15 protein-coding genes are annotated in these 21,671 nt (G+C 57.4%); 7 read left to right on the top strand and 8 right to left on the bottom strand.

Going from position 1 to position 21,671, the window contains the following annotated elements:
* Positions 1-115: 115 nt before the first annotated feature.
* The 5 genes from KUV22_RS06395 to KUV22_RS06375 all read right to left on the bottom strand — a co-directional run bounded on the left by KUV22_RS06395 (position 116) and on the right by KUV22_RS06375 (position 8,964).
* Positions 116-2,308 (bottom strand): mechanosensitive ion channel domain-containing protein, encoded by a 2,193-nt coding sequence (locus KUV22_RS06395; protein ID WP_224917273.1) that lies wholly within the window; start codon positions 2,306-2,308, stop codon positions 116-118.
* 247 nt (positions 2,309-2,555) lie between these two features.
* On the bottom strand, positions 2,556-3,386 hold the full coding sequence (locus tag KUV22_RS06390) for a DUF6515 family protein (RefSeq protein WP_222229478.1): 831 nt from the start codon (positions 3,384-3,386) through the stop codon (positions 2,556-2,558).
* A 302-nt stretch (positions 3,387-3,688) separates the two neighbouring features.
* Positions 3,689-5,692, bottom strand: a complete 2,004-nt coding sequence (locus tag KUV22_RS06385) for a DUF4382 domain-containing protein (protein WP_222229476.1) — start codon at positions 5,690-5,692, stop codon at positions 3,689-3,691.
* Positions 5,693-5,989: 297 nt separating this feature from the next.
* Positions 5,990-7,303 carry an aspartate aminotransferase family protein gene (locus tag KUV22_RS06380; RefSeq protein ID WP_222229474.1) on the bottom strand — a complete coding sequence of 438 codons (1,314 nt, stop codon included), beginning with the start codon at positions 7,301-7,303 and terminating at the stop codon, positions 5,990-5,992.
* A 215-nt stretch (positions 7,304-7,518) separates the two neighbouring features.
* A complete protein-coding gene (locus KUV22_RS06375) occupies positions 7,519-8,964 on the bottom strand; it encodes an NAD-dependent succinate-semialdehyde dehydrogenase (protein WP_222229472.1) in 1,446 nt (481 codons plus the stop codon).
* A gap of 176 nt (positions 8,965-9,140) precedes the next feature.
* Between KUV22_RS06375 and KUV22_RS06370 the strand changes: the two genes are divergently transcribed.
* The 5 genes from KUV22_RS06370 to gloA2 all read left to right on the top strand — a co-directional run bounded on the left by KUV22_RS06370 (position 9,141) and on the right by gloA2 (position 12,224).
* Positions 9,141-10,088, top strand: a complete 948-nt coding sequence (locus tag KUV22_RS06370) for a LysR family transcriptional regulator (protein WP_222229470.1) — start codon at positions 9,141-9,143, stop codon at positions 10,086-10,088.
* A 78-nt stretch (positions 10,089-10,166) separates the two neighbouring features.
* Positions 10,167-10,982 carry a class I SAM-dependent methyltransferase gene (locus KUV22_RS06365; protein ID WP_222229468.1) on the top strand — a complete coding sequence of 272 codons (816 nt, stop codon included), beginning with the start codon at positions 10,167-10,169 and terminating at the stop codon, positions 10,980-10,982.
* 1 nt (position 10,983) lies between these two features.
* Entirely contained in the window at positions 10,984-11,283 is a 300-nt protein-coding gene (locus KUV22_RS06360; protein ID WP_222229466.1) for a hypothetical protein, read from the top strand.
* Between the two features lie 41 nt (positions 11,284-11,324).
* Positions 11,325-11,816 carry a GNAT family N-acetyltransferase gene (locus KUV22_RS06355; protein WP_315856882.1) on the top strand — a complete coding sequence of 164 codons (492 nt, stop codon included), beginning with the start codon at positions 11,325-11,327 and terminating at the stop codon, positions 11,814-11,816.
* A 24-nt stretch (positions 11,817-11,840) separates the two neighbouring features.
* Entirely contained in the window at positions 11,841-12,224 is a 384-nt protein-coding gene (gene gloA2 / locus KUV22_RS06350) for an SMU1112c/YaeR family gloxylase I-like metalloprotein (RefSeq protein WP_222229464.1), read from the top strand.
* A 14-nt stretch (positions 12,225-12,238) separates the two neighbouring features.
* On the opposite strand, the gene KUV22_RS06345 is transcribed toward gloA2, so the two are convergent.
* Both KUV22_RS06345 and KUV22_RS06340 read right to left on the bottom strand, forming a co-directional pair.
* Positions 12,239-13,162, bottom strand: coding sequence for a glycosyltransferase family 2 protein (locus KUV22_RS06345; RefSeq protein ID WP_222229462.1), 924 nt, complete (start codon positions 13,160-13,162; stop codon positions 12,239-12,241).
* Between the two features lie 151 nt (positions 13,163-13,313).
* The gene (locus KUV22_RS06340) at positions 13,314-14,855 is read right to left on the bottom strand and encodes a hypothetical protein (RefSeq protein WP_261319239.1); all 1,542 of its coding nucleotides are present in this window, start codon (positions 14,853-14,855) and stop codon (positions 13,314-13,316) included.
* Positions 14,856-15,277: 422 nt separating this feature from the next.
* Here KUV22_RS06340 and KUV22_RS06335 point away from each other — a divergent pair, with 422 nt between their 5' ends.
* Positions 15,278-16,837 (top strand): alpha/beta fold hydrolase, encoded by a 1,560-nt coding sequence (locus KUV22_RS06335; RefSeq protein WP_222229460.1) that lies wholly within the window; start codon positions 15,278-15,280, stop codon positions 16,835-16,837.
* Between the two features lie 267 nt (positions 16,838-17,104).
* On the top strand, positions 17,105-19,900 hold the full coding sequence (locus KUV22_RS06330; protein ID WP_222229458.1) for a M1 family metallopeptidase: 2,796 nt from the start codon (positions 17,105-17,107) through the stop codon (positions 19,898-19,900).
* Between the two features lie 46 nt (positions 19,901-19,946).
* Here the strand turns inward: KUV22_RS06330 and KUV22_RS06325 are convergent, their stop codons facing one another.
* A complete protein-coding gene (locus KUV22_RS06325; protein WP_222229456.1) occupies positions 19,947-21,578 on the bottom strand; it encodes a tetratricopeptide repeat-containing sulfotransferase family protein in 1,632 nt (543 codons plus the stop codon).
* Positions 21,579-21,671: the final 93 nt, after the last annotated feature.

The following is a 21,671-nucleotide window of genomic DNA, read 5'->3' as shown; positions in this document are numbered from 1 at the left end:
GAGGTGACAAAATAAGACCAGTCCCAATGCGGGCCTTTTCGGCAGCTTTTTACCGCCTTTGCGGCCAGCTGCGGCGAATTGCGGCGAAACGCGGGTGCTCAGGCTGACTTAGACGTCACGGGCCATCGCCGCCGTCACCACTGTCGCCACCCTCTGCACCACCATCGGTGTCGCCGGCACCGGGCCAATCTTCGGAACCGCTGGAGCCGCGCCGCTCGATGGGCTTGGGCGGCTCACTATCCGATGCCTGCGGCGCGGGCGGAGCGGTTTCACCCCAGCTGCGCACATGCAGGTCGCGCTGGGGGAAGGGAATCTCGATGCCGCGCTGATTGAACTCCCGCAGCAGCTCGAGGTTATACAGTGCGTGCAGGTCACCCAGCGACGACACCGCATTGCTGTTTACCCACACCACCAGTTTGAAGTCGAGAGAACTGTCGCCGAAGGACGTCAGCCACAATTCCGTTTTGCGCTGCCAGTTGGAAAAGGTCACCGGCACCCGCTCCGCCGCGGCCATTGCCGCCTCGCGCACTTCTTCCGGGTCAGTGCCGTAGGCCACACCAAACAGCACGTGAATACGTCGCACCGGGTCTTCCAGGGTGTGGTTGGTGACGCGCCCGGTCACGAACTCGGAATTCGGTACCAGGATATCCACATTGTCGCGAGTGGTGATGCGGGTAGAGCGCACGTTGATATCGCGGATGCGCCCAAATACCCCGGACTCCAGTTCCACCAGGTCACCGACCCGCAGCGGCTGCTCGAACAGCAGAATAATCCCGGAGATGAAGTTGGAAAAAATCGCCTGCATACCAAAACCGATACCCACCGACAGGGCACCGGCGATCAGGGTAAGTTTCGAGGTATCCAGCCCCACCATGGTCAGCAGGATAATGATCGTGATGAAAACGATGCAGTAATTCAGCACCCGCCACAATGCGTACGCGGCCTGCTCGCTGGTGCGTTTTCTGCGCTCCATGCGACGCAGGATCAAACTCAACAGCCGCGAACAACCCCAGGCGCCGATGATCACCAGGATCATCTGGGCAATATCTCTGAGGGTGATGGGCTGCTGGCTGATGGCGAACAGTTCGTAATTTGCCAGGTTGCGCCAGCCGCTGCGCAATTGCTGCAGCTGCAGGACAATCCGGTCGCCAAGTGTGCGCCACCACCCCTGCTGCCGCTGATACACAAACAACTGGGCGACTTCGTAACGCTTTACGTCGTCAATCAGGTCGCCGGCATGGCCGAGAGCGCTGTTGATCTTCTCGAAGCGCTGCCACCAGCGCTGCATTGCCTTCGGGTCTTCACCGATCCAGGCCACCACCTGCCGCTGGCGCACATTCAGCTGGCGCACCAGATCCGCCTGGGCTTTTTCCGCGTTTTCCACCAGCGTTTTACTGATGGTGAGTTTCTCCGCCTCACCGTCTGGATCCAGCACGCTGTTCATCGCCAGCAGCAGTTCCTGCTTGCGCAGCTGCAGGCGATTTTGCAGTGTTTCCACACTGTAATTCATCAGGCTGATCTGTTGCTCCAGCGTGACCTCGCTGTCGGCGCTCTCAAAAACCTGGTGGCGGGAATCGCTGCGCTCCCGCGCCAGCTCCTCCAGGCCGGTTTTCTCTTCGGTGCGCGCCGAGGCCAATTCATCTGCAACCTCCTGACTAAAGCGCAGCTCGGTCAGCATCCTCTGCAGTTGCGCACGGCCGTAGGTCAACTCTTCATCCCACAGCGCAAGCTGATCCCTCAGCAGTTGCTGCTCTTCCAGCACCTGCAAATGATTTATCTGGCCAAAAAACACATCCAGCATCGCACTCAAATGTTTCGGGTCGTTGCGATTAGTATCCCGCAGTACCGCCACCTTTTCCCGCAGCCGGCTAAGCGAGTGTGCGACGCCGTCGTCCATCTGGCTTTTTTCTAATTGCACTCCCTGATAGCGTTGCTGGCCTCGCGCTACTGCCGCGTCGGATGCCGCCCACTCCAACACCGTGGGAGATTCCGGAAAGGTCACCTCCGGCAAAATCTTGACAGATTTTAGGTTCTCACTTTTCTGCCAGGTCTTGCGAATACCCTCAAGACGCTTATCAATTTGCAGGACCCGCTCGTCCAGCTCAGCCTCTTCCGGCAATGTTTTTTTCCAGTCCAACCAGGCCTTTTCGACATCGGCTAGCCACTGCTCTTTTTGCTCGCGGGTAACATCCGGCCACAGCGTCCACCAGTCCGCGGACAGCGCGGTGAAATCGGGAATAACCGGGGAAAATTCTTTGGGTTTAACGGAGGGAAGTTGTGCACTGGCCAGGGTAGAGAACAGCAGCAAAAACGTGCAAACACAGAGAAGCAGAGACCGCCGCCATGGGTATGGCCGCGGTGGCGGGAAGCCCTTTGGGTGGGCGTTGCTGGCTAACATGCCGAAACCATCCCTATACCACACTCCCCAACTACATTCCCTGTTCTGACCGCGAGTACTCGTCGGCTATCACCGATGGCATATACCCCTTATACACAGCGCGTCTGTTTCAGTGTAGATGAGCAGTGTCAGGTAAATTTTCGCGCTATATCCCTGCTCAGCGGCGCCGGTCGTAGCGTTGAATACAGTCGCGATATACCCGTTGATAAATACGCATACGCTGGCGATCCAAGGTACTGCCGCGCTGCGCGGCGGTAGAGGCATCCTGGCGACACAGGGACTCGGCAATGACCCGGTTGTCGTAGCGCTCGCCACTGGCGTCATAGGGGGGGCGAATATTGGCGTAGGGGCGAGGCTGGCGGCGACGCGGGTCGCGGTAACCTTCCGCCTCAAACAGGGTCATGCCCTCGTCATCGACCCCGTCCGGGTCCAGCGCATCCGGTGGATAGGCCTGGGGAATGCCCGAGCGGTCGCGCAGGGTCCCGAGGTCCTTATCGGGATAGCCGTACAGGCGCTCTTCATACTTGCCGGCAAAATCGCCGTTGTAGTAGCGCCGCCAGGCATACGGCGGCTGGGTTACCACGTAGCGATCGCGACGGGGGTCAAAACGATAAAAGGTGCCGGTGCCGCTCAGGAAAAACTGGCGGCCGTCAATCTCGAAACCGCGACTGCCATAGGGCACAAACTTGAGCTCGGCCCCCAGTGGCGGTTCCACGCGCAGGAAGCCATCGTCCTCACGCCGATAGAAGTAACCGCCCTGGTAGTAATAGATATTGCCGCTCAAGGTAAGCTGGACGGCATCGGAGGAGAGCTGCCGCTGGCGGTTGGGGTCACGCTGGTAATCTTCTGTGGATTCGCCGCTCGCGGTGTCCGGCGGCGGCAGGGTGGTTTGCGCCCCCGCCGTAGAGGGAAGGCTGGCCGCACACGCCATGGCACAAACTACTGCACAGCTGCGCAACCGATTTAACTGTGGGGGAAGCAACTTCACACAACTACCTCGCGCTTTACATGGCCTTGACCATGACAACCACACACAGCAACGCACGGTCTCCCGACGCCGCAAAAGGCAAGGCAACGAGAGGCCGCGCGCGCATAGTAGCCGGAGGCGCCGCTCTACTAGAGACCGGCGGTAGCGGCAGGGCGCTCGAACTTTTCAGCTCCGCACTTTCTGCCGTACGGCCGACTACATATTCAGTGTAGTTTCGCTTGGGGCAACCCCCAAAAAGTGCTTCAAAGAGTGCTTCAAAGAATCCTTCAAAAAAGGTACCCGCAAAGGAGGTAGCTTGCGTCTTACTCCACAGACACTGCTTCGCGCAGCACCACGCTCAGGGCCACCGCACCGAAGCGGTTCTCGGCGTCATCGTAGTGACCGCGGGCATGCAGCCGCTTGACCATGGCACCGGCCATCAGTCGACTATCGAGTTCGGTGGCAAAGCTTTCAAAGTCGGAGAAGAAAACCAGATCACCGGAGTCACTACCGCGCTGGGCGATGGTGTAGATGCCGCGGCCGAAGAACATAGAGTCGGCAGGCTCAATGGCGGGCAGCCCGTCCAGCTCCAGCAGGTCGGTGCGGTGCGAGCCGCGCAGGATATGGTGTTTGGCGCCAAAGGTGCTGTCAGCGGACAGGGTGAGGCCGGTGGCGGAAAGACTCGCGATTGCACTTACTTCTCCTACCACCACTGCCTCTCCGACCTCTCCCGCTTCTGTTTCCTCTTCATTCCCATGTGCCCAACCCACCAGCAGACGCGCGCGGGCATCACTGAAATCGGTGATCGAGAGGGCGTTGAAGTCAGCGGGTGCGGTGCCGAAAGGCGCCACATAACCGCGCAACTGCAGCGGAGAACCCATACCAAGAGTGCCCAGCCCCAGACCGGCAATATCGACCTCGTAAGCCGCGGGATTCGCATCCTGTTCCACCGATACACCGGTGCCAGCAAAATCAAACATGGCAACCTCACGTCCACCGAAGCTCAGCGCCACCGTTTCCAAAGTGTTGTCGGTCTGCGCAGAAGCGGTTGCCGACAGGCGCGTCAGCAGCAGGTGGGCATGACCTTCCCGCGCATCAAACAATGCGCTCTCGGCATCCCAGCTACCCAGTAAACGAATGCGCTGGCCGACGGATATATCCTGCAGGCCGAGCATCTCGTGCTGTCGGCGAGGCTTGCTCACCTGGGTCATTTCGCCCAGCTGCACGTCCATGGTCTGGTTGAACTGAACTTCACCATCCACCCGCACCAGGTTCGCGCCGCGCACGGTAAGGCGATCGCCATCGCGCGCAATCACATGCCCGGAAACCGCATCCAGATCAGCACCGGGCACACTGGAGCCCGCCAGTACCGAATCCGCAGTAAATTCGCGGGATGAGCGGTTGAACACTCCCATAGCCAAGGTCGCGGTGCCGGCTTCGAGCTCTGCCAGCGCGGTCAGACCGGTAGCGCCGACATAGGCCTCACCATCGATTTCCCAGGAGGTTTCACTGTCGGTAACGATATCAATTCCACCCAAGCGTCCTTGCTTGTGCTGGAACGGACGCAGGGCAATACGGTAATCGCCTTCGGTCTCGTCCACCTCGATCAGCGGGCCGCGCATGCGGAAGTCTTTTTGCTCGTATGCATTCACCTCGGCGACCAGCACTGGATACAGCTCGGCGACAGGCGCATCCCCTTCCAGGTTCACCGTATGCGAGGCCGCGAGATCAAAGTCGGCGGTAAGCATGGCCGGCACACCCGGCGCGATTACCAGCTGATTGCGGTTATCGATGGTGAGCGCCAGGGTAACCTCTTCCACGGCCTCGCCAGACTCGTCCACCACCGTGGCCAGGTGCGCTTCACCATCTTTTTCGATGTAAATATTTGCCTCGGTGTAATCGAGCGTGATTTCCCCGCGCACATAAGTACCCACGGGCACCGTTGCCGCGGTAACCAGCTCGGTCACATCCACATACTGGGCGAAGTCCACGATGTTGCTGGACGGTAATACATCCACGCGCGCGCCGTTTGCCCGCTCCAGCGACAGTGACACCACTGCCACTTCGTACTGCAAGAAGTCGCCGTCGGCATCGGTCATGCCGATCAGCACCGTGCCGCAAGAATCAGAGTTACTGCCGCTATCGGAGGTTTCGCAATTACTGCTGCTCGGCGGGATCGGGTTAATCGGGTCCGGGATTACTTCGGTTGTCTCACTGCCGCCACCGCAACCAGCCAATAGCGCACTCAACAGCACGCCGCTTAACCAGCGTGCGGAATGCAGATTAGATCGCCCTTGCAGGCGCATTGAATTGGGTATTGCCCACATCCTTGGTTCCTCGTTATTTATTTTGCAAGCAGGCCCCGGGAAACAACTCGGGAGCCTGCTCACGGAAAATCAGGTAACTGACCAGGTCGCCTGTATAAAACGGGGAGTGGGCATAAAGGTTGACAGGAAATCGAAAGAAATTTTGCGCAGGTCAAATCGGCACAAAATGACACACAGAAAATGACGCGTTGAAAGTAACAAACACAAAAAAGGCGTGAACCCCAGGATTCACGCCTTCTCGCGGCGCTCTTACGATAGTGTTTACTACCTTGATGAGCGCCATAACCCGATGAAAGATCAGGCCAGGGTGGTGATCACCTCACGCAACTTGCCCACGATCTCATCAATTTCATGGGCCTCAATGATCAGCGGCGGCGACATGCACAGTGCATCGCCAATACCACGCGCCATCACACCTGCTTCCCAGGCCAGTGCGGAAGCCTTGGCACCAAACTTACCTTTCAGCTGCTCCGGCGCACGCAGCTCGATCGCGCCGACCAAACCGTAGTTACGCACGTCGATGACGTTATCCAGGTCCGCCAGGCTGTGCAGGGCATTTTCCCAGTGCTTGCCGATATCACCAGCAGCACGGGTGAGCAGGCCTTCGCGCTCGTAAATATCCAGCGTCGCCATACCCGCAGCACAGGCTACCGGGTGAGCGGAGTAGGTATAGCCGTGGAAGAATTCCACCATACCTTCGGCCGCCGCATCCATCACGGTGTTGTAAATCTTGTCGCTGACAAACACCGCACCCAGCGGTACCGCCGCGTTGGTAATACCCTTGGCGGAAGTGATCATGTCTGGGGTGACACCAAATTCCTGAGAAGCGAACGGCGAACCGGTACGGCCCCAACCGGAAATCACTTCATCAAAGATCAGCAGCAGATCGTGCTTATCGCAGATTTCGCGCAGGCGCTGCAGGTAACCCTTCGGCGGCAGCACCACACCACCGGCACCAGAGAACGGCTCTACAATCACCGCCGCAATCTGATCCGCACCGTGGAACGCCACCAGACGCTCCAGGTCTTCCGCCAGCTCCACACCGTGCTCCGGCAGGCCCTTGCTGAACGCATTGCGCTCGATATCCAGCGTATGGCGCATATGGTTCGCCTTCACCGGCTGGCCAAAGCTCTGGTAGTTCGGCGCAATACCGCCCACAGAAATACCACCGAAGTTCACCCCGTGGTAACCCTTCTCACGGCCGATAAACATGGTGCGCGAACCCTTACCGCGGGCACGCTGGTACTGCAATGCAATCTTCAGTGCGGATTCCACCGCCTCGGAACCGGAGTTACCGAAGAACACACGGTTAATACCTTCTGGCGTGTGCTTAACCAGACGCTCGGAGTATTCAAAACCCAGCTCGTGGCCGAAGTTAAAAATGGAGCTGTAATCCAGCTTCATCGCCTGCTGCTGAATCGCCTGGGCAATCTCACTGCGGCAGTGACCGGCGTTGGAACACCACAGGCCTGCGGTCGCATCGATAATTTTGCGGCCAGATTTTTCAAACAGGTAAATGCCTTCCGCACGCTCGACAATACGCGGCGCTGCCTTGTAGCTGCGGTTGGGGGTAAACGGCATCCAAAATGCGTCGGTATTCAATTCGGACATGATGTTCTCCGAGGTAATTTCGTGCGTTTTGCAAACGCATTAAAAACGTAGTAAACAACTTCGATGCGAAGGCAGAGCACCGGGTACAGGTTTTCAGGAGCGTCGGCAACAAGGATGTTGCCGACGCAGCGTACAGGGACGTATTCACAGCGGTCCTGAAAACCTGTACCCGGTGTTCTGCCGCCACAGAAAAACTTCAGTGACGGCTACGGAGATCAAGCCCCGTAACAGCAATATTTGGTCTCATAGAATTCGGCCATGCCTTCAACGCCGCCTTCGCGACCGATGCCGGATTCTTTACAGCCACCGAACGGCGCCACAGTGGTGGAGAAAACACCTGCGTTACACGCCACCATGCCGTACTCCAGTGCCTCCACCACACGGTTCGCGCGGTGAATGTTTTCACTCATCACATACGCCGCCAGACCATAAGGCGTATCGTTCGCACGACGAATCACATCGTCTTCATCGCGGAACTTCTGCACCACCGCCAGCGGCCCAAAAATCTCTTCCCGCGCAACGCGCATCTCATCGTGCACATCCACCAGCAAAGTCGGCGCATAGTAATTTTCACCGTGCGGCAGGAAATCACCGCCCAGCAACAGACGCGCACCATTGGCAACCGCCTCTTCCACCAGACCGTGCACCTGATCCACCGCGCGGCGGTAAATCAGCGGGCCAAAATTAGTGCCCTCTTCCAGGCCGTGACCTGGCTGCAAGGTTTCCATCTGCGCTTGCAGCTTGGATACAAACTCATCGTGTACCGACTCGTGCACATAAATGCGGTTGGTCGACACACAGGTCTGGCCCGCGTTACGCATCTTGGTAGCCATACACGCAGTGACCGCCACATCGATGTCCGCATCGTCAAACACGATAAACGGCGCATTGCCACCGAGCTCCATAGACATCTTCTTCACGGTGCTCGCGCATTGCTCCATCAGCAACTTGCCCACCGGCGTGGAACCGGTAAAGGTGAACTTGGCCACCCGCGCATCCTGGGTCAGCACCTTGCCAACGCCGCGGGAATCCTTGCTCGCCACCACATTCAGTGCGCCCGCTGGAATACCCGCTTCCTCGGCCAGCGCACACAGCGCCAGTGCCGACAGCGGCGTTTCGCTCGCCGGCTTGATGACCACAGTGCAGCCCGCCGCCAGCGCCGGTGCCGCCTTGCGGGTAATCATCGCGTTGGGGAAGTTCCACGGCGTAATACAGGTCACCACACCCACCGGCTGGCGAATGGTGTGCAGACGCATGGCCGGGTTGTGGGTCGGGATCGTCTGGCCGTACGCGCGACGACACTCTTCCGCATACCACTCGATATAAGAGGCACCGTAGTCGATCTCACCCAGGGCCTCTGCCAGCGGCTTGCCCTGCTCCAGGGTCAGCATGCGCGCCAGGTCTTCGCGATTTTCCACAATCAGCTGATACCAGCGCTTCAACACCGCCGCGCGCTCGGCTGCGGTTTTGCTGCGCCACTCAGGGAAAACACGGTGCGCCGCGGCAACCGCGCGTTCGGCATCGGCAACGCTGCCATCGGCAATTTCCGCCAACAGCTCGCCTGTGGCCGGGTCAGTGACCGCCAACTTACCGGCGCCCTCGCACCACTGACCGTCGATATAGTTCTTGGTCTGCAGCAACTGGCTATTGTTCAAATTCATCGAATACTCCCTGATCCCTTTATTTATCAGTATTGGAGCAATAGTGGCGGGGAAGTCTGGTGGCGAAAAGTAAGAAATTTAAAACTAAAATTTATGTTTATCTAACTTTAGATTAGGCTGTGCCAGAGACGCGACGCCTGCACGCAATCCAGACAGGCAAATGGAGGCCAAAAACCATGAAAAGCAGCCAAAAATCGGCGAAAACTGCGCTTTCCGGCCGCCTCAGCGATATGGACCTGCGCCTGCTGCGGGTATTCCGCGAAGTGGTGCAGGCCGGTGGTCTGGCACCTGCCGAGGTGACCCTCAATATCAGCCGCTCCACCATCAGCGTGCACCTGTCCGATCTGGAGACCCGCTTGGGTATGCAGCTGTGTCTGCGCTCGCGCGGCCGCGCCGACTTCAAGCTCACCCCGGAGGGGGAATCCCTGTACCAGGCGATTTTGGAACTGGATGGTCACCTTGCCACCTTCAAAAGCCAGGTCAACGCCATCCAATCGCAACTGACTGGCAAGCTGCGATTAATTCTGCCGGACGATGCCCTTGCCATGCCGCAGCTGGACCTGCCAGGCACCATTGCGCAACTGCGCGAGCGCGCGCCGCAGCTGCAGCTGGATATCCAGCTGGCCGCCCCCCACGAGCTCGAGCTAGAAATTCTCGCCGGGCGCGCCGATGTGGGCATCAACCCGCTGCACTCCCGCCGCCCCGGCCTCAGCTACCAGCCACTGTTCAGCCACCAGTCGCTGCTGTACTGTGCCGCCAACCACCCTTGCGCCGAGCAAGCGGATGTCGGTATTGACGAGGAGCTGATCACCCAGCAGGAACTCGCCGCCCCGGACCACGCTGTTTTGTCCGGCGCCGCGCATTTGTATCGACTGTTTCCGCACAAAAGCATCGCCAACCATATGGCCGCGCGTTTGGCGATGATCCTGTCTGGAAAATTTATCGGCTTTTTACCCGCCTACCTGGCGGATGAATATGTTAGAAATGGCTCCCTGAATGCGCTGCGCCCGGAGCGCTTCTGCTACCAGATCCAGAATGCGATTACCTGCAAAAGCAGTGCATTGGAGCAACCTGCGGTACAGTTGTTTATCGAGTCGCTACAGATGCCGGCGAGTGAAGTTTAGCTAGCCGATGCACGAGCAAACCCAGAAAAATAGCACGCCTAACAATGCGGAAATGTAGAGACAACTCGGGATGTAACCATGGCTTCCGATATCAAAGATAAGTCCGAAAACACCACAAAAAAATATACCGAACAAACCCTGAAATCCTGGGACGAGGCGGCCGCCATTCACCACCAGCGCAACCCGGACCTGGCCGAGCGCGTTGCCGAACCAGGCTTCAACGCACTGGAAGCGGATTTCAATCGGCTGGTGGATGCACAGGAACTTACCGGCGCTTCAGTGGTTCAGGTGTGCTGCAATAATGGCAAAGACCTGCTGTCGATCAAAAACAAGGGGGCGGGTTACTGCCTGGGCATCGACGGTTCCAGCAAGTTTGTCGAGCAGGCGAACACCCTGGCCCAGAGCGGCAACTTCTCGGATGTGGCATTCGAAACCCACAACGTGTACGAAATTCCTCAGCACCATTACGGGCGCTTCGACTTCGCCGTCATTACCATCGGTGTGCTCAACTGGATGCCGGACCTACGTGCTTTTTTCGACATCTGCAGCAAGCTATTAAAACCCGGTGGCCGCCTGTTGATGGAAGAACTACACCCGGTACTGAATATGTACGCCGAAGGCACGCCGTCACATATCGCCTACTCCTACTTCGACCGCGCGCCCCAAGTCGACAACAGCGGCTTGGATTACTTCTCTGGCGAAAAGTATGCGTCTGAGCCGAATTACAACTTCCAGCATACCCTGGGGGACATCCTCACTGCGGCTATCGCCAGCAACCTGGCACTGGAGACCTTTGAAGAAATTGCCGAAGACGTAGGCAACTACTGTGGTGACCTCGCCGAAAGCCCGCACAATCCACCCCTTGCCCTGACCGCGAGCTGGAGGAAAGCCTGAGATGCAGCAGGAGAAATTCACCCAGGAAGTTGCGCGCCGACTGCGCCAGTTGTTTGCCAATTCCAAACTCGGCATGCAGATCCCCGTGGTCGAGCGCCACCGCCTGGAAGGCTTTATGCAGGCCGGTATCTATCTCGGTCTTAACAGCAAGGCCGAACTGGCCAATTTGATGGAAGAGATTCACATCGAAGTATTCGGCAAGACCATCGCCGAACACAAGGCAGAGGCGCCACACGCCTGGGTATTTGAAGAGATCGACTACAGTCCCTACGAAACTCCAGCCTATGTGCGCAATCAGTAATATTGCGGCCGCCAACGCGCGATCAAACTTTGGAGCAAACCGTGAGCGTAACCACCTACTACCTGGAAATGACCAATCCAGGGCAACTGAACAGCAAACCATGCCCGGACGGGCTGTCGATTGTGGAGGCGGAAGAGAAAGAATTCCGCTTTAACCGCTACCTCTACCAGCTGGTGGGAGAACCCTGGGAGTGGACGGACAAACTCAAGCAATCAGATGCGCAATGGCAGGACTATGCGGAGCGCGACACGTTGCGCACCTGGGCGGCCTACTACCGCGGTACCATTGCCGGCTACTTCGAACTGGAGAAACAGGCGGACGATACGGTACAGATCGCCTATTTCGGCCTGGCACCGCGCTTTATCGGCCGTGGCTTTGGCGGACACCTGCTGAGCCGGGCACTGGAAGAGGCGTGGAACTGGGCCCCATGCAAACGCGTGTGGGTGCACACCTGCACTCTCGATCACGAGAGCGCGCTGGCCAACTATCAGTCGCGCGGCATGCAGATTTACCGCACCGAAACCGAAGACTGACTCGAAGAGTAAGACTAAAAAACCATGTTGAAGTCCATCCATCACGCGGCGATCATTTGTTCCGATTACCCGCGTGCGAAAGATTTCTACGTAAACATACTGGGGCTCAAAATTCGCGCGGAGAATTACCGCGAGGCACGGGATTCTTGGAAGCTGGATTTGCAACTGCCGGATGGCGCCCAAGTGGAACTGTTTTCTTTTCCGGATGCGCCACCGCGGCCAAGTTATCCGGAAGCACAGGGGTTACGTCACCTGGCGTTTTGTGTGGATTCGGTGGAGGCGGCCAAGGCGCAGCTGGAAGCCCGCGGAGTAGAAGTGGAACCGGTGCGCGTGGATGAGTACACCGGCAAGCGCTTCACCTTTTTCAGCGATCCCGACGGACTGCCGCTCGAGCTGTATGAAAGCTAGCGCGACGCAAGGCGCTATTTGACACTTTCAATGACAAACACCGGGCGCCGCTTGGATTCCATATAAATGCGCCCCACGTACTCGCCCACCACACCGATGCCAACCAGCTGGATGCCGCCGAGAAACAACACCACCACAATGGTGGAAGCGTAACCCGGGGTGTCCACGCCAAACACCAGCGTGCGCAAAATAATCCAGGCCCCGTAGAGGAAGGACACGAAAGAGACCATCCCGCCAATATAAGTCCACACCCGCAGCGGCACGGTACTGAAGCTGGTAATTCCCTCCCACGCCAGATTCCACAGCTTCCAGCCACTGAAACTGCTCTCGCCGGCCACCCGCTCGGGGCGCTCGTAATCCACATAGGTGGTGGGGAACCCGCACCAGGCAAACAGGCCTTTCATAAAGCGCTGGGATTCCGGCAAGTTGTTGAGCACGGTCACCACCCGGCGCGACATCAGGCGGTAGTCGCCGACGTTCTCCGGTATCTGCACCTTGGACAGGCGCTTCAGCAGGCGGTAGAACATGCCGGCAGTCCAGCGCTTGGCCAGCGAATCGGTTTTACGCGAGGTGCGCCGTGCAAGCACCACATCGAAGCCCTGGTGGTACTGCTCGAGCATCTTCGGAATCAGTTCCGGCGGATCTTGCAGGTCCGCATCTATCGGGATCACCACATCGCCAGCGGCGACGCTCAAGCCTGCGGACAGGGCGCGTTCCTTGCCGAAGTTGCGCGACAGGTTGACCACCCGCAGTGCCTTAACTTCCTGCTGTTTGGCATACAGCGCTTCCAGCGTGTCGTCGGTGCTGCCGTCATTGATGCAAATCAGCTCATAGGGATACTCGAGCTGGTCCAAATGCCGGGTAATTTCTTTGAAGTAATGATCGAGTCCCGCACTTTCGTTGTACATCGGGCACACGATAGATATCAGAAGGCTCAAGGCTCCCTCCAGCCGATTCAGGATTTATTGTTATCTTCCCGCCAGTAAAAAGCAGGCCACTGAAACGAAAAACTGGGTCCGATAGTAGCGGCTAATGCCTGCCGCTTCTATCGGATACCCAGTAAAGGAAGGGAAAGATGTTGTTATGGGATCAGGGGGTAGCTTTGTTGCTGCCGCCTGCGGCCATCGCATTTTTGTTTTTCGCCGATGCCTTGCCGTGGTTATGGTTATGGCTGTGCGCGTGAGCATGGGCGGTAGAACGACCTGCTTCCGGCTTCATCTCAGCCAACATCATCTTCATCTGGTTGTACTCGTGCTCATTGGTGAGCTCCAGCATCAGCGGCTGCGCAACTTCGGTGAAGTACGCCGCGTCTTTGCGATCGTACAGCTCCTGAGCCATCCACTGAGCGATGTGCAGTTCGCGCGGAGCACGCAGGTAAGCCTGCTCAAGCATCTCCACATACTGCTTCTTCGGGTAACCCAGCATCTGCATGGTGATCGCCAGGCCGTACCAGTTCATCGCCTGGCCAGACTGGTTGTTAACCAGCTTTACGAACTTGTCGCGGGCACCTTTCAGGTTCTCCTTGCTGCGCTCGTTACCCATGCTGCCGATCTCACGGTTCAGCCACAACCAGGCCTGGGCTTTCTGGTACCAGAACTCATCCCGGTCGGAAGGGGCAACCTGTGCCAGCAAGCGGGCAGCACGGTCAAAGTCACCTTCGCGCGTCGCAGCGTCTGCACGCACCGCAGTCAACTCCGCAGAGTAAACGTCGGCACTTTCTGCATAGGCAGCCAGATCGCGGATACCCTGCTGGTTATAGCCAGACTTCACCAGGAAGCGCGCCAGTTCAACCACGGTCTCCTGACCAGTCATTACGCGCAGCTTCGGACGCTCAGACTTGAAGTTCGCCGGCACCTTGCCGCGAGCCAACTGGAAGCGACCTTCCAGGAACTGCGCGTTATACGCTTCTTCGATCTCAGCGATGGACATACCCAGGTTCTTGCTCAGCGCACGTACCGGGTCGGCACCGTTGTTGTAGTCCTTAACGAACTGCTTGAATTCCTCGGCCTTGCCACTCTTCATGATGATCCAGTGGGCCAGCATCCAGCCACTGGCATACACGCGGCCTTTTTCCTCATCCGGAGTGTTGTGCACGGTCGCGCGCAACAGTTCCTGCAGCGGTACCGGGCTGGTGTACAGCAGGGTCATGGCACGCTCACCGGGGATAGCACCGATGTCGTAGGTATTGCCCGGGCCAAAGGTCATGGTGGACATGAACTCGGCGAAGCCTTCACTGTACCAGTACGGGTAGTGGGTAGTGGTGCCGTTGTAGCTCAGGAAGTGGGTGTACTCGTGGAACAGGAACTCACGAGCCTCCAACTGACGCTCACCGGTACGGCCGTCGAGGTTCACCAGCGCGTAGCTGCCCTCAGCAGTGGTATCAAACAGACCATTGGTCAGCTCGGAGAGGTCATCACCTACCAGACCGGCATAGCTCTCACGGTCAGCGGCAGCATAGATGGTCAGCTTGGCACCATCATCTTTGGCACCCAGCAGGCTCAAAGCCACCGCGCGATAACGTTCCAAATCCTCCGCCAGACGGCGTACGGAGCTGGGTTCACCGTTGGTGACGATGTGAAAGTTAGCGCTGTCAATTTCGTACCAAGTGTCTTCCGCGAGACTTTCTGCCATGACATCACTGGTCGACAGCCAAGCGCCGGAAAAAACAACTAAATACGCGAGCATTCGTGAAAACATATTCTGACCATCCGGGTTTTTCGCCAATGGTGCAGCTGTCCGTTTTTTGAACAGCGCTGCGTGAAAAGCCACAATAACCGTTTTCATTGGTTAAAAAAAGAACAATCTTAAACGAGAACCCATAATTCATCTTTGGCATAAAGGCGGTCACGAACGGTACGAACTATTCAGTCACAAAATGACCGAAAAGTTCTGGGTTTAGCCGCGCGCCACTGACTGATAATTGGTTCACAGTCACAAAACTTACCCTCTCCCCATTTTCACTGGGCTCCATAGACTTCTTGGATCCGCCCCGGTCCCGTACCGCGGGCGGAGCGATGAAGCAGTAAAACGATAATAATTTCCGAGAGAAAACCATGAAGACATTTGCCCTGCCGGCGCTGCTGGCCGGTGCCCTGTGCGCCGGATTTACCGCAAGCAGCCAGGCCGCCCCCACCTTTATTCCAGACCTCGACATCACCACCTTCGACGGCACCGAGCTGGACGCCAACCTCTATGTACCGGAAACCGCAGCCCCTGCCGGCGGCTACCCCACGGTGCTCTTTACCAACAGCTGGATGCTCGACAAGCATCAGTACCTGCTGCAGGCCAAAGAGCTCGCCGAAAACGGCTATCTGGTGATGAGCTATTCCACCCGTGGCTTTGGTATCTCTGAGGGCCTGGTCGACGTGGCTGGGGATAACTCCATCAACGACGCCAGCGTGCTGATCGACTGGCTGCAGGCAAATTACCCGGTGGGCAAACTCGGCATGGCCGGTATTTCTTACGGAGCCGGTATTTCCCTGGTCACCGCCGCCCAGGACCCGCGGGTTACCGCCGTAGCGGCGCTTTCGGGTTGGTCGGATGTGATCGAGGGCCTGTACCCGAACAACACCGTTAACCTGGTGTGGGGCACCATCCTCACTACCACCGCGCTCAACCTGGATCCGGAAGTAGACACCATCTGGGCCAACCTGCGCGCCACCGAAGACATTGCCGGCGTCGAAACCTTCGCCGCACCGCGCTCCGCCCTCTCCTATGTGCCGGAACTCAACAGCAATGGCACCGCGGTATTGATGTCGAACAACTTCGCCGACTACCTGTTCAAACCCAACAGCATGACCCAGCTGTACACCCTGCTGGACGGCCCCAAGAAACTGCTGCTGAACCCCGGCACTCACGCGGTGACCGAGACCCTTGGCGGTAACAACGGGCATATCTGGGCAACCACCTTCCGCTGGTTCGACCGCTACCTGAAAGAGGAAGCCAACGGCATCGACACCGAGCCCAAGGTCGACATGACTGTGCGCATCAGCAACAAGCTGGAGCAGTTCGACGATTTTCCGGTCACCGACAAGTCCACCCGCTACTACCTACACCCGCGCTTCAGCTACTTCAATAACGCCAGCATGAAAACCAGCAGCTACAACGGCTGGGGCTGGAGCAACGACTTCCACGGTGGCGCCGACACCAAAGCGGGCACCGGCATCCCGGTGATCTCCGACGCGCTCGAAGGGTTCGGTATCCCGGTGTATACAAACATGACCGGTATCAACGGCTACCACGCCATCGAATACAACTCGCCGGTATTCGGCAGTACGTTCAAGATTCGCGGTACCCCCAGCCTGGAAATGTGGATAAAACCCAGCAAGCCGGAAGTGCAGCTGCACGTCCACCTCTACGACACCGGCCCCTTGGGCCTCGGCCGCCTGATCACCCACGCACCCATCACCGTGCGTAATGCTGCAGTGGGCCAGAGCCAGAAGATCTCCCTGGACCTGTTCACCACCTCCTACGATGTACCCGCCGGGCATGTAGTAACCCTCGCCATCGACACCGAGGGACTGATTTATCAGAAGCCTGCCGATACCCGTTACGAAATTACCGTGCCCTATCGCAGGAGCCAGCAGTCGGTGCTGACGATTCCGCACCTGTAATACCGAAAAAGGACAAATTCAGAAGTCTTATATAAAGGTCAGGTGCCGGGTATTGGTTTTCAGAAACATTTTTGAATCCAATACCTGGCACCTGGATATCTGACACCTGGACGCTACCTAGTCCACAACGCCCTCCTGTTAGCTGACACCAAAATCAGCACCCTTCCCCTGTAAAGCAAAGCGCGCGACCCGCTACAATAGAGCCCACTACAATAGGGAAAACCTTTCCCCTATTTTCCAATCCAAAAATTTACGCAAAGATTTCCAATGCAAAAATTTGCCTTACCCGCCCTGTTGGCCGGGCTGATCCTGCTTACCGCATGCGGATCCGACAAAAAGAACACCGAAGACACTCCATCAACGGAGCCTGCAGCCAAGAGTGAACAAGGCGCTGCGCCCGAGGCATCAGAAAAGTCCGCCAGCCAGCCCCAGGCCAGCACAAATCCACGCGAGCAGGCGCCCGCGGGCCGGCTGCCCGACGACGTGCGCCCAACCGCTTACCGGCTCGACCTTACCCTCGACCCGCGCCAAGATACCTTCTACGGTCAGGTGGATATCGACATCGAGCTGGATAAGGCCTCCGACCATATCTGGATACACGGCAACAACATTAATGTGTCCGATATCAATGCCGTGGTATACGCCGTAAATGAAAACGCAGCGGCCAATGCCGAAGGCGAAAAGGTTGTACCGGCAGAATACAAACAGGTGCTCGACAGTGGCGTCGTCCGTGTCGACTTTGGCGAAGAGATACCCGCCGGCAAAATCACCCTGCGCATTCAATACAGCGCACCGTTCGACAAAAACCTCGCCGGCCTGTTCAAGGTCGAGGAAAAGGGCGACGCCTACGCCCTGGCAAAGTCGGAATCCATCCAGGCACGCCGCTTCCTCCCCGGCTTCGACGAGCCCGGCCTCAAGGCAACCTATGACATCAGCCTGACCGTGCCCGAGGGATACGAGGCCATCAGCAATGAACCGGAAACCGCGCGCAACGACGCCGGCAACGGGATGCAGAAAGTTACCTTCGCCCAGTCTCCGCCCATGCCCACTTACCTGCTCTCCCTTGCGGTAGGTCCGTTCGATGTAGTGGAGCGCCCGGCCATCCCCGCCAACCAGTACCGCAAAGAGCCATTGCCACTGCGCGGCTTTGCGCGCAAGGGCCGCGGCAAAGACCTGCAATACGTACTCGATATCACCCCGCAAATGCTGCGTGTGTTTGAAGAGCAGATCCGACGCCCCTACCCCTTCCGCAAACTCGACATCATTGCCGCACCCCAGTGGCCCAGCGGCGCCACCGAACTTTCCGCGGCGATCACCTACCGGGAGCAGCGCATTCTGGTCGATGGCGACGAGCCGGCACCGGGTCAGCGCCTGGCGCTGCTGGGGATTCACGCCCATGAAATTGCACACATGTGGTTCGGCAACCTGGTTACGCCCCCCTGGTGGGACGACCTGTGGCTGAAAGAGGGCTTCGCCACCTGGGGCACACCACTGGCACTGACCATCATGGAACCAGACGGTGGCCACGATCTGAACGCAGCCGCTCGTGCAATCAGCGCGATGAAGATGGATTCGCTCGCCAGCACCCGAGCCATCCGTGAACCCATTACCGACAACAACAACATTCGCAACGCCTACGATGCGATTACCTATTTGAAGAGTCTCGGGGTTATCCACATGGTGGATGAGTACTTCGGTGCCGATGTCTTCCGTCCCGCACTGGGCCGCTATGTGGAAAAGTTTGCCGACGGCGTCGCCGACTCGCCGGATTTCTACCGGGTAATCGGCGACGAGACCGACAGCCCGCAGCTCACCGAAACTTTCCGCACCTTTGTCGAACAGAAAGGTGTGCCGCTGCTCACGCTGACCGTAGATTGCAACACCGAAGGCAACGCGCAGGTGCATATTACTCAGGAGCGCTACAAGCCGCTCGGTTCCCCCATTACCGACGCAGGGCAGCAGTGGAGCATTCCATTCTGTATGCGCGGCAGCTCTGGCGTTGCACAGTGCGAATTCCTCACAGATAGCAAGCAGACGCTCGCGCTTTCCGGTGGCGCCTGCCCGAAATGGGTCATGCCGAATGCCAACGGCAGTGGTTACTACCGCTTCAACATGGATGAAAAACAGTGGGAGCAGTTACTTGGTGCCTTTAACTCCCTTAACGCAACCGAACGCTTGTCTCTGATCGATAGCGCATTTGCCGCATTCGAAGCGGGGCAACTAACACCCGCCACTCTGTTTGAAGTGGTGCGCCTGTCCGCCACCTCCGATAAGCGCCAGGTAGTGGAAGCCCCGCTGGCATACCTCAGCAAATACAGCGACCATTATGTTGATCGCAATCATGCGGACAGCTGGCACGCGTTCCTGAGAAAATTGTACAGTGAAAAAGTAAAGGAACTGTCGGGTAAGGATGATGCGGAAAGCAAATTGTTGAATAGCCGCCTGCTCGGTTTCCTGGCGCTGGAGGCAAAAGACAAAGAAGTACGCAAGCAGCTGCAAGAAAAGGCCGAGCGATTCACCGGCTTTGGCGTAGCGCGAGACCCCAAGGCACTGGATTCTGATCTCTACGAAAGCGCACTGACTGTTGCAATTCAAGACTCGGACAAGAGCTTCCTCGAGCACCTGATCCAAGTACGCAAACAAATCGACGATCCGCTATTCGAAAACGCCAGCGCCAACGCCATGGGCCGTGTTACAGACCCATCACAGCTGCATATTATTCACGACCTTGCACTGAGCGATGACCTGGGTCCACGGGAAGCTTTCGGGCTGGTTATGAATTCCATGGGCAGTTCTAAAGTTCAGGCACTCAACTGGCTATGGCTGCAAGAAAACCTTGCCGCCATAGTAGAAAAGATTCCAGGGCAGTGGCGACGTAACACACCGCGTTTTTCAACTAAATTCTGTGACCCGCAGGAATTGCGTGAGGTGAAAATCTTGTTCGCCGATCACCACGAGATCATACCCGGCTTCGAGCGCGCCCTGGCACAGACCGAGGAGAGCATACAATTGTGTATCGCCTTGAAGGATAAGGGTACCGAGATGGTCGATAGCCTTAGATAAACAAGCAAATAAAAATGGCAGCCTCGGCTGCCATTTTTATTTGGTATCAGGCGAACTCTATGCCCTCGCGCATGAGGATATCCTGCATGGGCTGCAGCTGCTCCGCGTAATTACGCCACTTATTAAGTGACGTCTGGTATACCGGCTGATGCACCTGCGCTGCACTCGCAGTTGCGGTGCCTTTATTCGATTTATAGTAGCCGGTCGCAACAGCGTCATCCCAAGGCAGCTCACAGCGACGATAAAGTTCCTGCCCGGTATTTAGCAAATCCATCACCAGGCTCTCGTAATCCACATCGATCACCCGATCGGCAAACACAGCGCGCCAGTGCTGCATCAATCGATGGTAGGCGCCGTAGTACTGCGCCATCTCCGACTGGCTGTAGGAAAACGGATACGCGGTTTTAAACAGCGTCTTGTACACCGCATAGCAGGTATCCATAGGGTTTCGACACAGGTGGACAATCTTGGCGCCCGGCAGTGCGCGGGCAATCCAGCCAAGGTAGAGAAAGTTCATGGGATTCTTATCAACAATCCGCTTTCCTCCAGCAAGCTGAGCACGCGCATACAGCTGCTGGAGATATGCTTTGCCCACCGCAGTTACATCGAGGGCTTCACCGGCCTGCAAAATGATATTCCGATTACTTCCGCCTTCAGTGCCTTGCACTTTCGCAGCCTCGCGCACCAGTAGTCGCGCAAAGGTATCCGGTTCACCGGCAGAAACCACATCGCCCGATGCACACAGTATCCGATCCAGCAGCGTGGATCCGGTACGCGGCATACCGAGCACAAAAATAATTTCTTTACCGAAATCCGATGGGATATCACAACCGGCCAGAAACTCGGAAGTAAAGTGCGCGGCGATATCCGACATAACCGATAGATCACCATCAATCTGGTAGTCCATCGATTTCCTTCTTACCTCGCAGCCCTGTTGCAGTGCCGCGAAACTGTCCGTGTAGCGGTCCTGATCTTCATATTCTTTGGCCAGGGCAAATTGCAGTTGCACCTTGGCCACTTCAGGCAAATCGCGCTGGGCAAGTTGCTGCTGCAATTCCAGAATGTGGTTGCGCCGGGCGTTCTGTTTGCGCAAATCGGAGCGATTCTTGTACGCCTCCCAGTCTTGCGGGTTTAACGCCAATACGCGATCGTAGAGTTGTTCCGCACGTTCAAGGTTACCCATAGCGCGGTTTGCCGCAGCGCAGTTGAATAAGAATAACGGATCGTCCGGTTGCAGAGTCAGTGTATGTTCAAATACCCGTAGTGCGGCCTCATGAGACTCACACAGGGTCAGCAGATAACCGAGCTGGGAGAGCATGGCGGCATCCAAGGCTTCCACCGGCTTCAGGTCGGCAGATGTGGCGACGCCGAGTGCACCGGCCAGATCACCCTCGCGTATAAAGCAGGTCGCTTTGTGCAGCAGGATGGGGCGCCGACGATCAACCTGATCGGGAAACAGCTTTAGTGCACTATCGAGCTGATCGCGCGCGGCCGCAAATTGATTACACCCGATTAATATGTCCGCGTATAAGCGGCGGCCACTGGCAAACCCGGGGGAATGACGGATCACCTCGTCAGCCGCGCTCTGCGCTGCACTCAGGTTACCAGAACGAAAATACTGGCGGGCGCGGATATACGCCTGCTTGGCTTCGCTGTTGGGTTCAACCGCTGTCTGCATAGTCTTTGAAGATTTTTAACGTTATCTACCCAGTGTACCCGCTTTTGCGCCATAAAAAAGCCGGCCTCGAAGGCCGGCTAAACTGTCACACGG

The organism is Microbulbifer agarilyticus, from assembly GCF_019800665.1.
GTDB classification, from domain to species: Bacteria; Pseudomonadota; Gammaproteobacteria; order Pseudomonadales; family Cellvibrionaceae; genus Microbulbifer; species Microbulbifer agarilyticus_C.
The sequence above is the reverse complement of the archived record's forward strand: the minus strand, read 5'-3'. Positions and strand labels throughout refer to the sequence as shown.

What these genes read in the sequence shown, in the direction of transcription:
- KUV22_RS06385 (WP_222229476.1), bottom strand. Translation starts at nt 5,692, where the DNA reads ATGTGGGCAATACCCAATTCAATGCGCCTGCAAGGGCGATCTAATCTG.
- KUV22_RS06380 (WP_222229474.1), bottom strand. Translation starts at nt 7,303, where the DNA reads ATGTCCGAATTGAATACCGACGCATTTTGGATGCCGTTTACCCCCAAC.
- KUV22_RS06375 (WP_222229472.1), bottom strand. Translation starts at nt 8,964, where the DNA reads ATGAATTTGAACAATAGCCAGTTGCTGCAGACCAAGAACTATATCGAC.
- KUV22_RS06370 (WP_222229470.1), top strand. Translation starts at nt 9,141, where the DNA reads ATGAAAAGCAGCCAAAAATCGGCGAAAACTGCGCTTTCCGGCCGCCTC.
- KUV22_RS06365 (WP_222229468.1), top strand. Translation starts at nt 10,167, where the DNA reads ATGGCTTCCGATATCAAAGATAAGTCCGAAAACACCACAAAAAAATAT.
- KUV22_RS06360 (WP_222229466.1), top strand. Translation starts at nt 10,984, where the DNA reads ATGCAGCAGGAGAAATTCACCCAGGAAGTTGCGCGCCGACTGCGCCAG.
- gloA2 (WP_222229464.1), top strand. Translation starts at nt 11,841, where the DNA reads ATGTTGAAGTCCATCCATCACGCGGCGATCATTTGTTCCGATTACCCG.
- KUV22_RS06340 (WP_261319239.1), bottom strand. Translation starts at nt 14,855, where the DNA reads ATGGCAGAAAGTCTCGCGGAAGACACTTGGTACGAAATTGACAGCGCT.
- KUV22_RS06335 (WP_222229460.1), top strand. Translation starts at nt 15,278, where the DNA reads ATGAAGACATTTGCCCTGCCGGCGCTGCTGGCCGGTGCCCTGTGCGCC.
- KUV22_RS06330 (WP_222229458.1), top strand. Translation starts at nt 17,105, where the DNA reads ATGCAAAAATTTGCCTTACCCGCCCTGTTGGCCGGGCTGATCCTGCTT.
- KUV22_RS06325 (WP_222229456.1), bottom strand. Translation starts at nt 21,578, where the DNA reads ATGCAGACAGCGGTTGAACCCAACAGCGAAGCCAAGCAGGCGTATATC.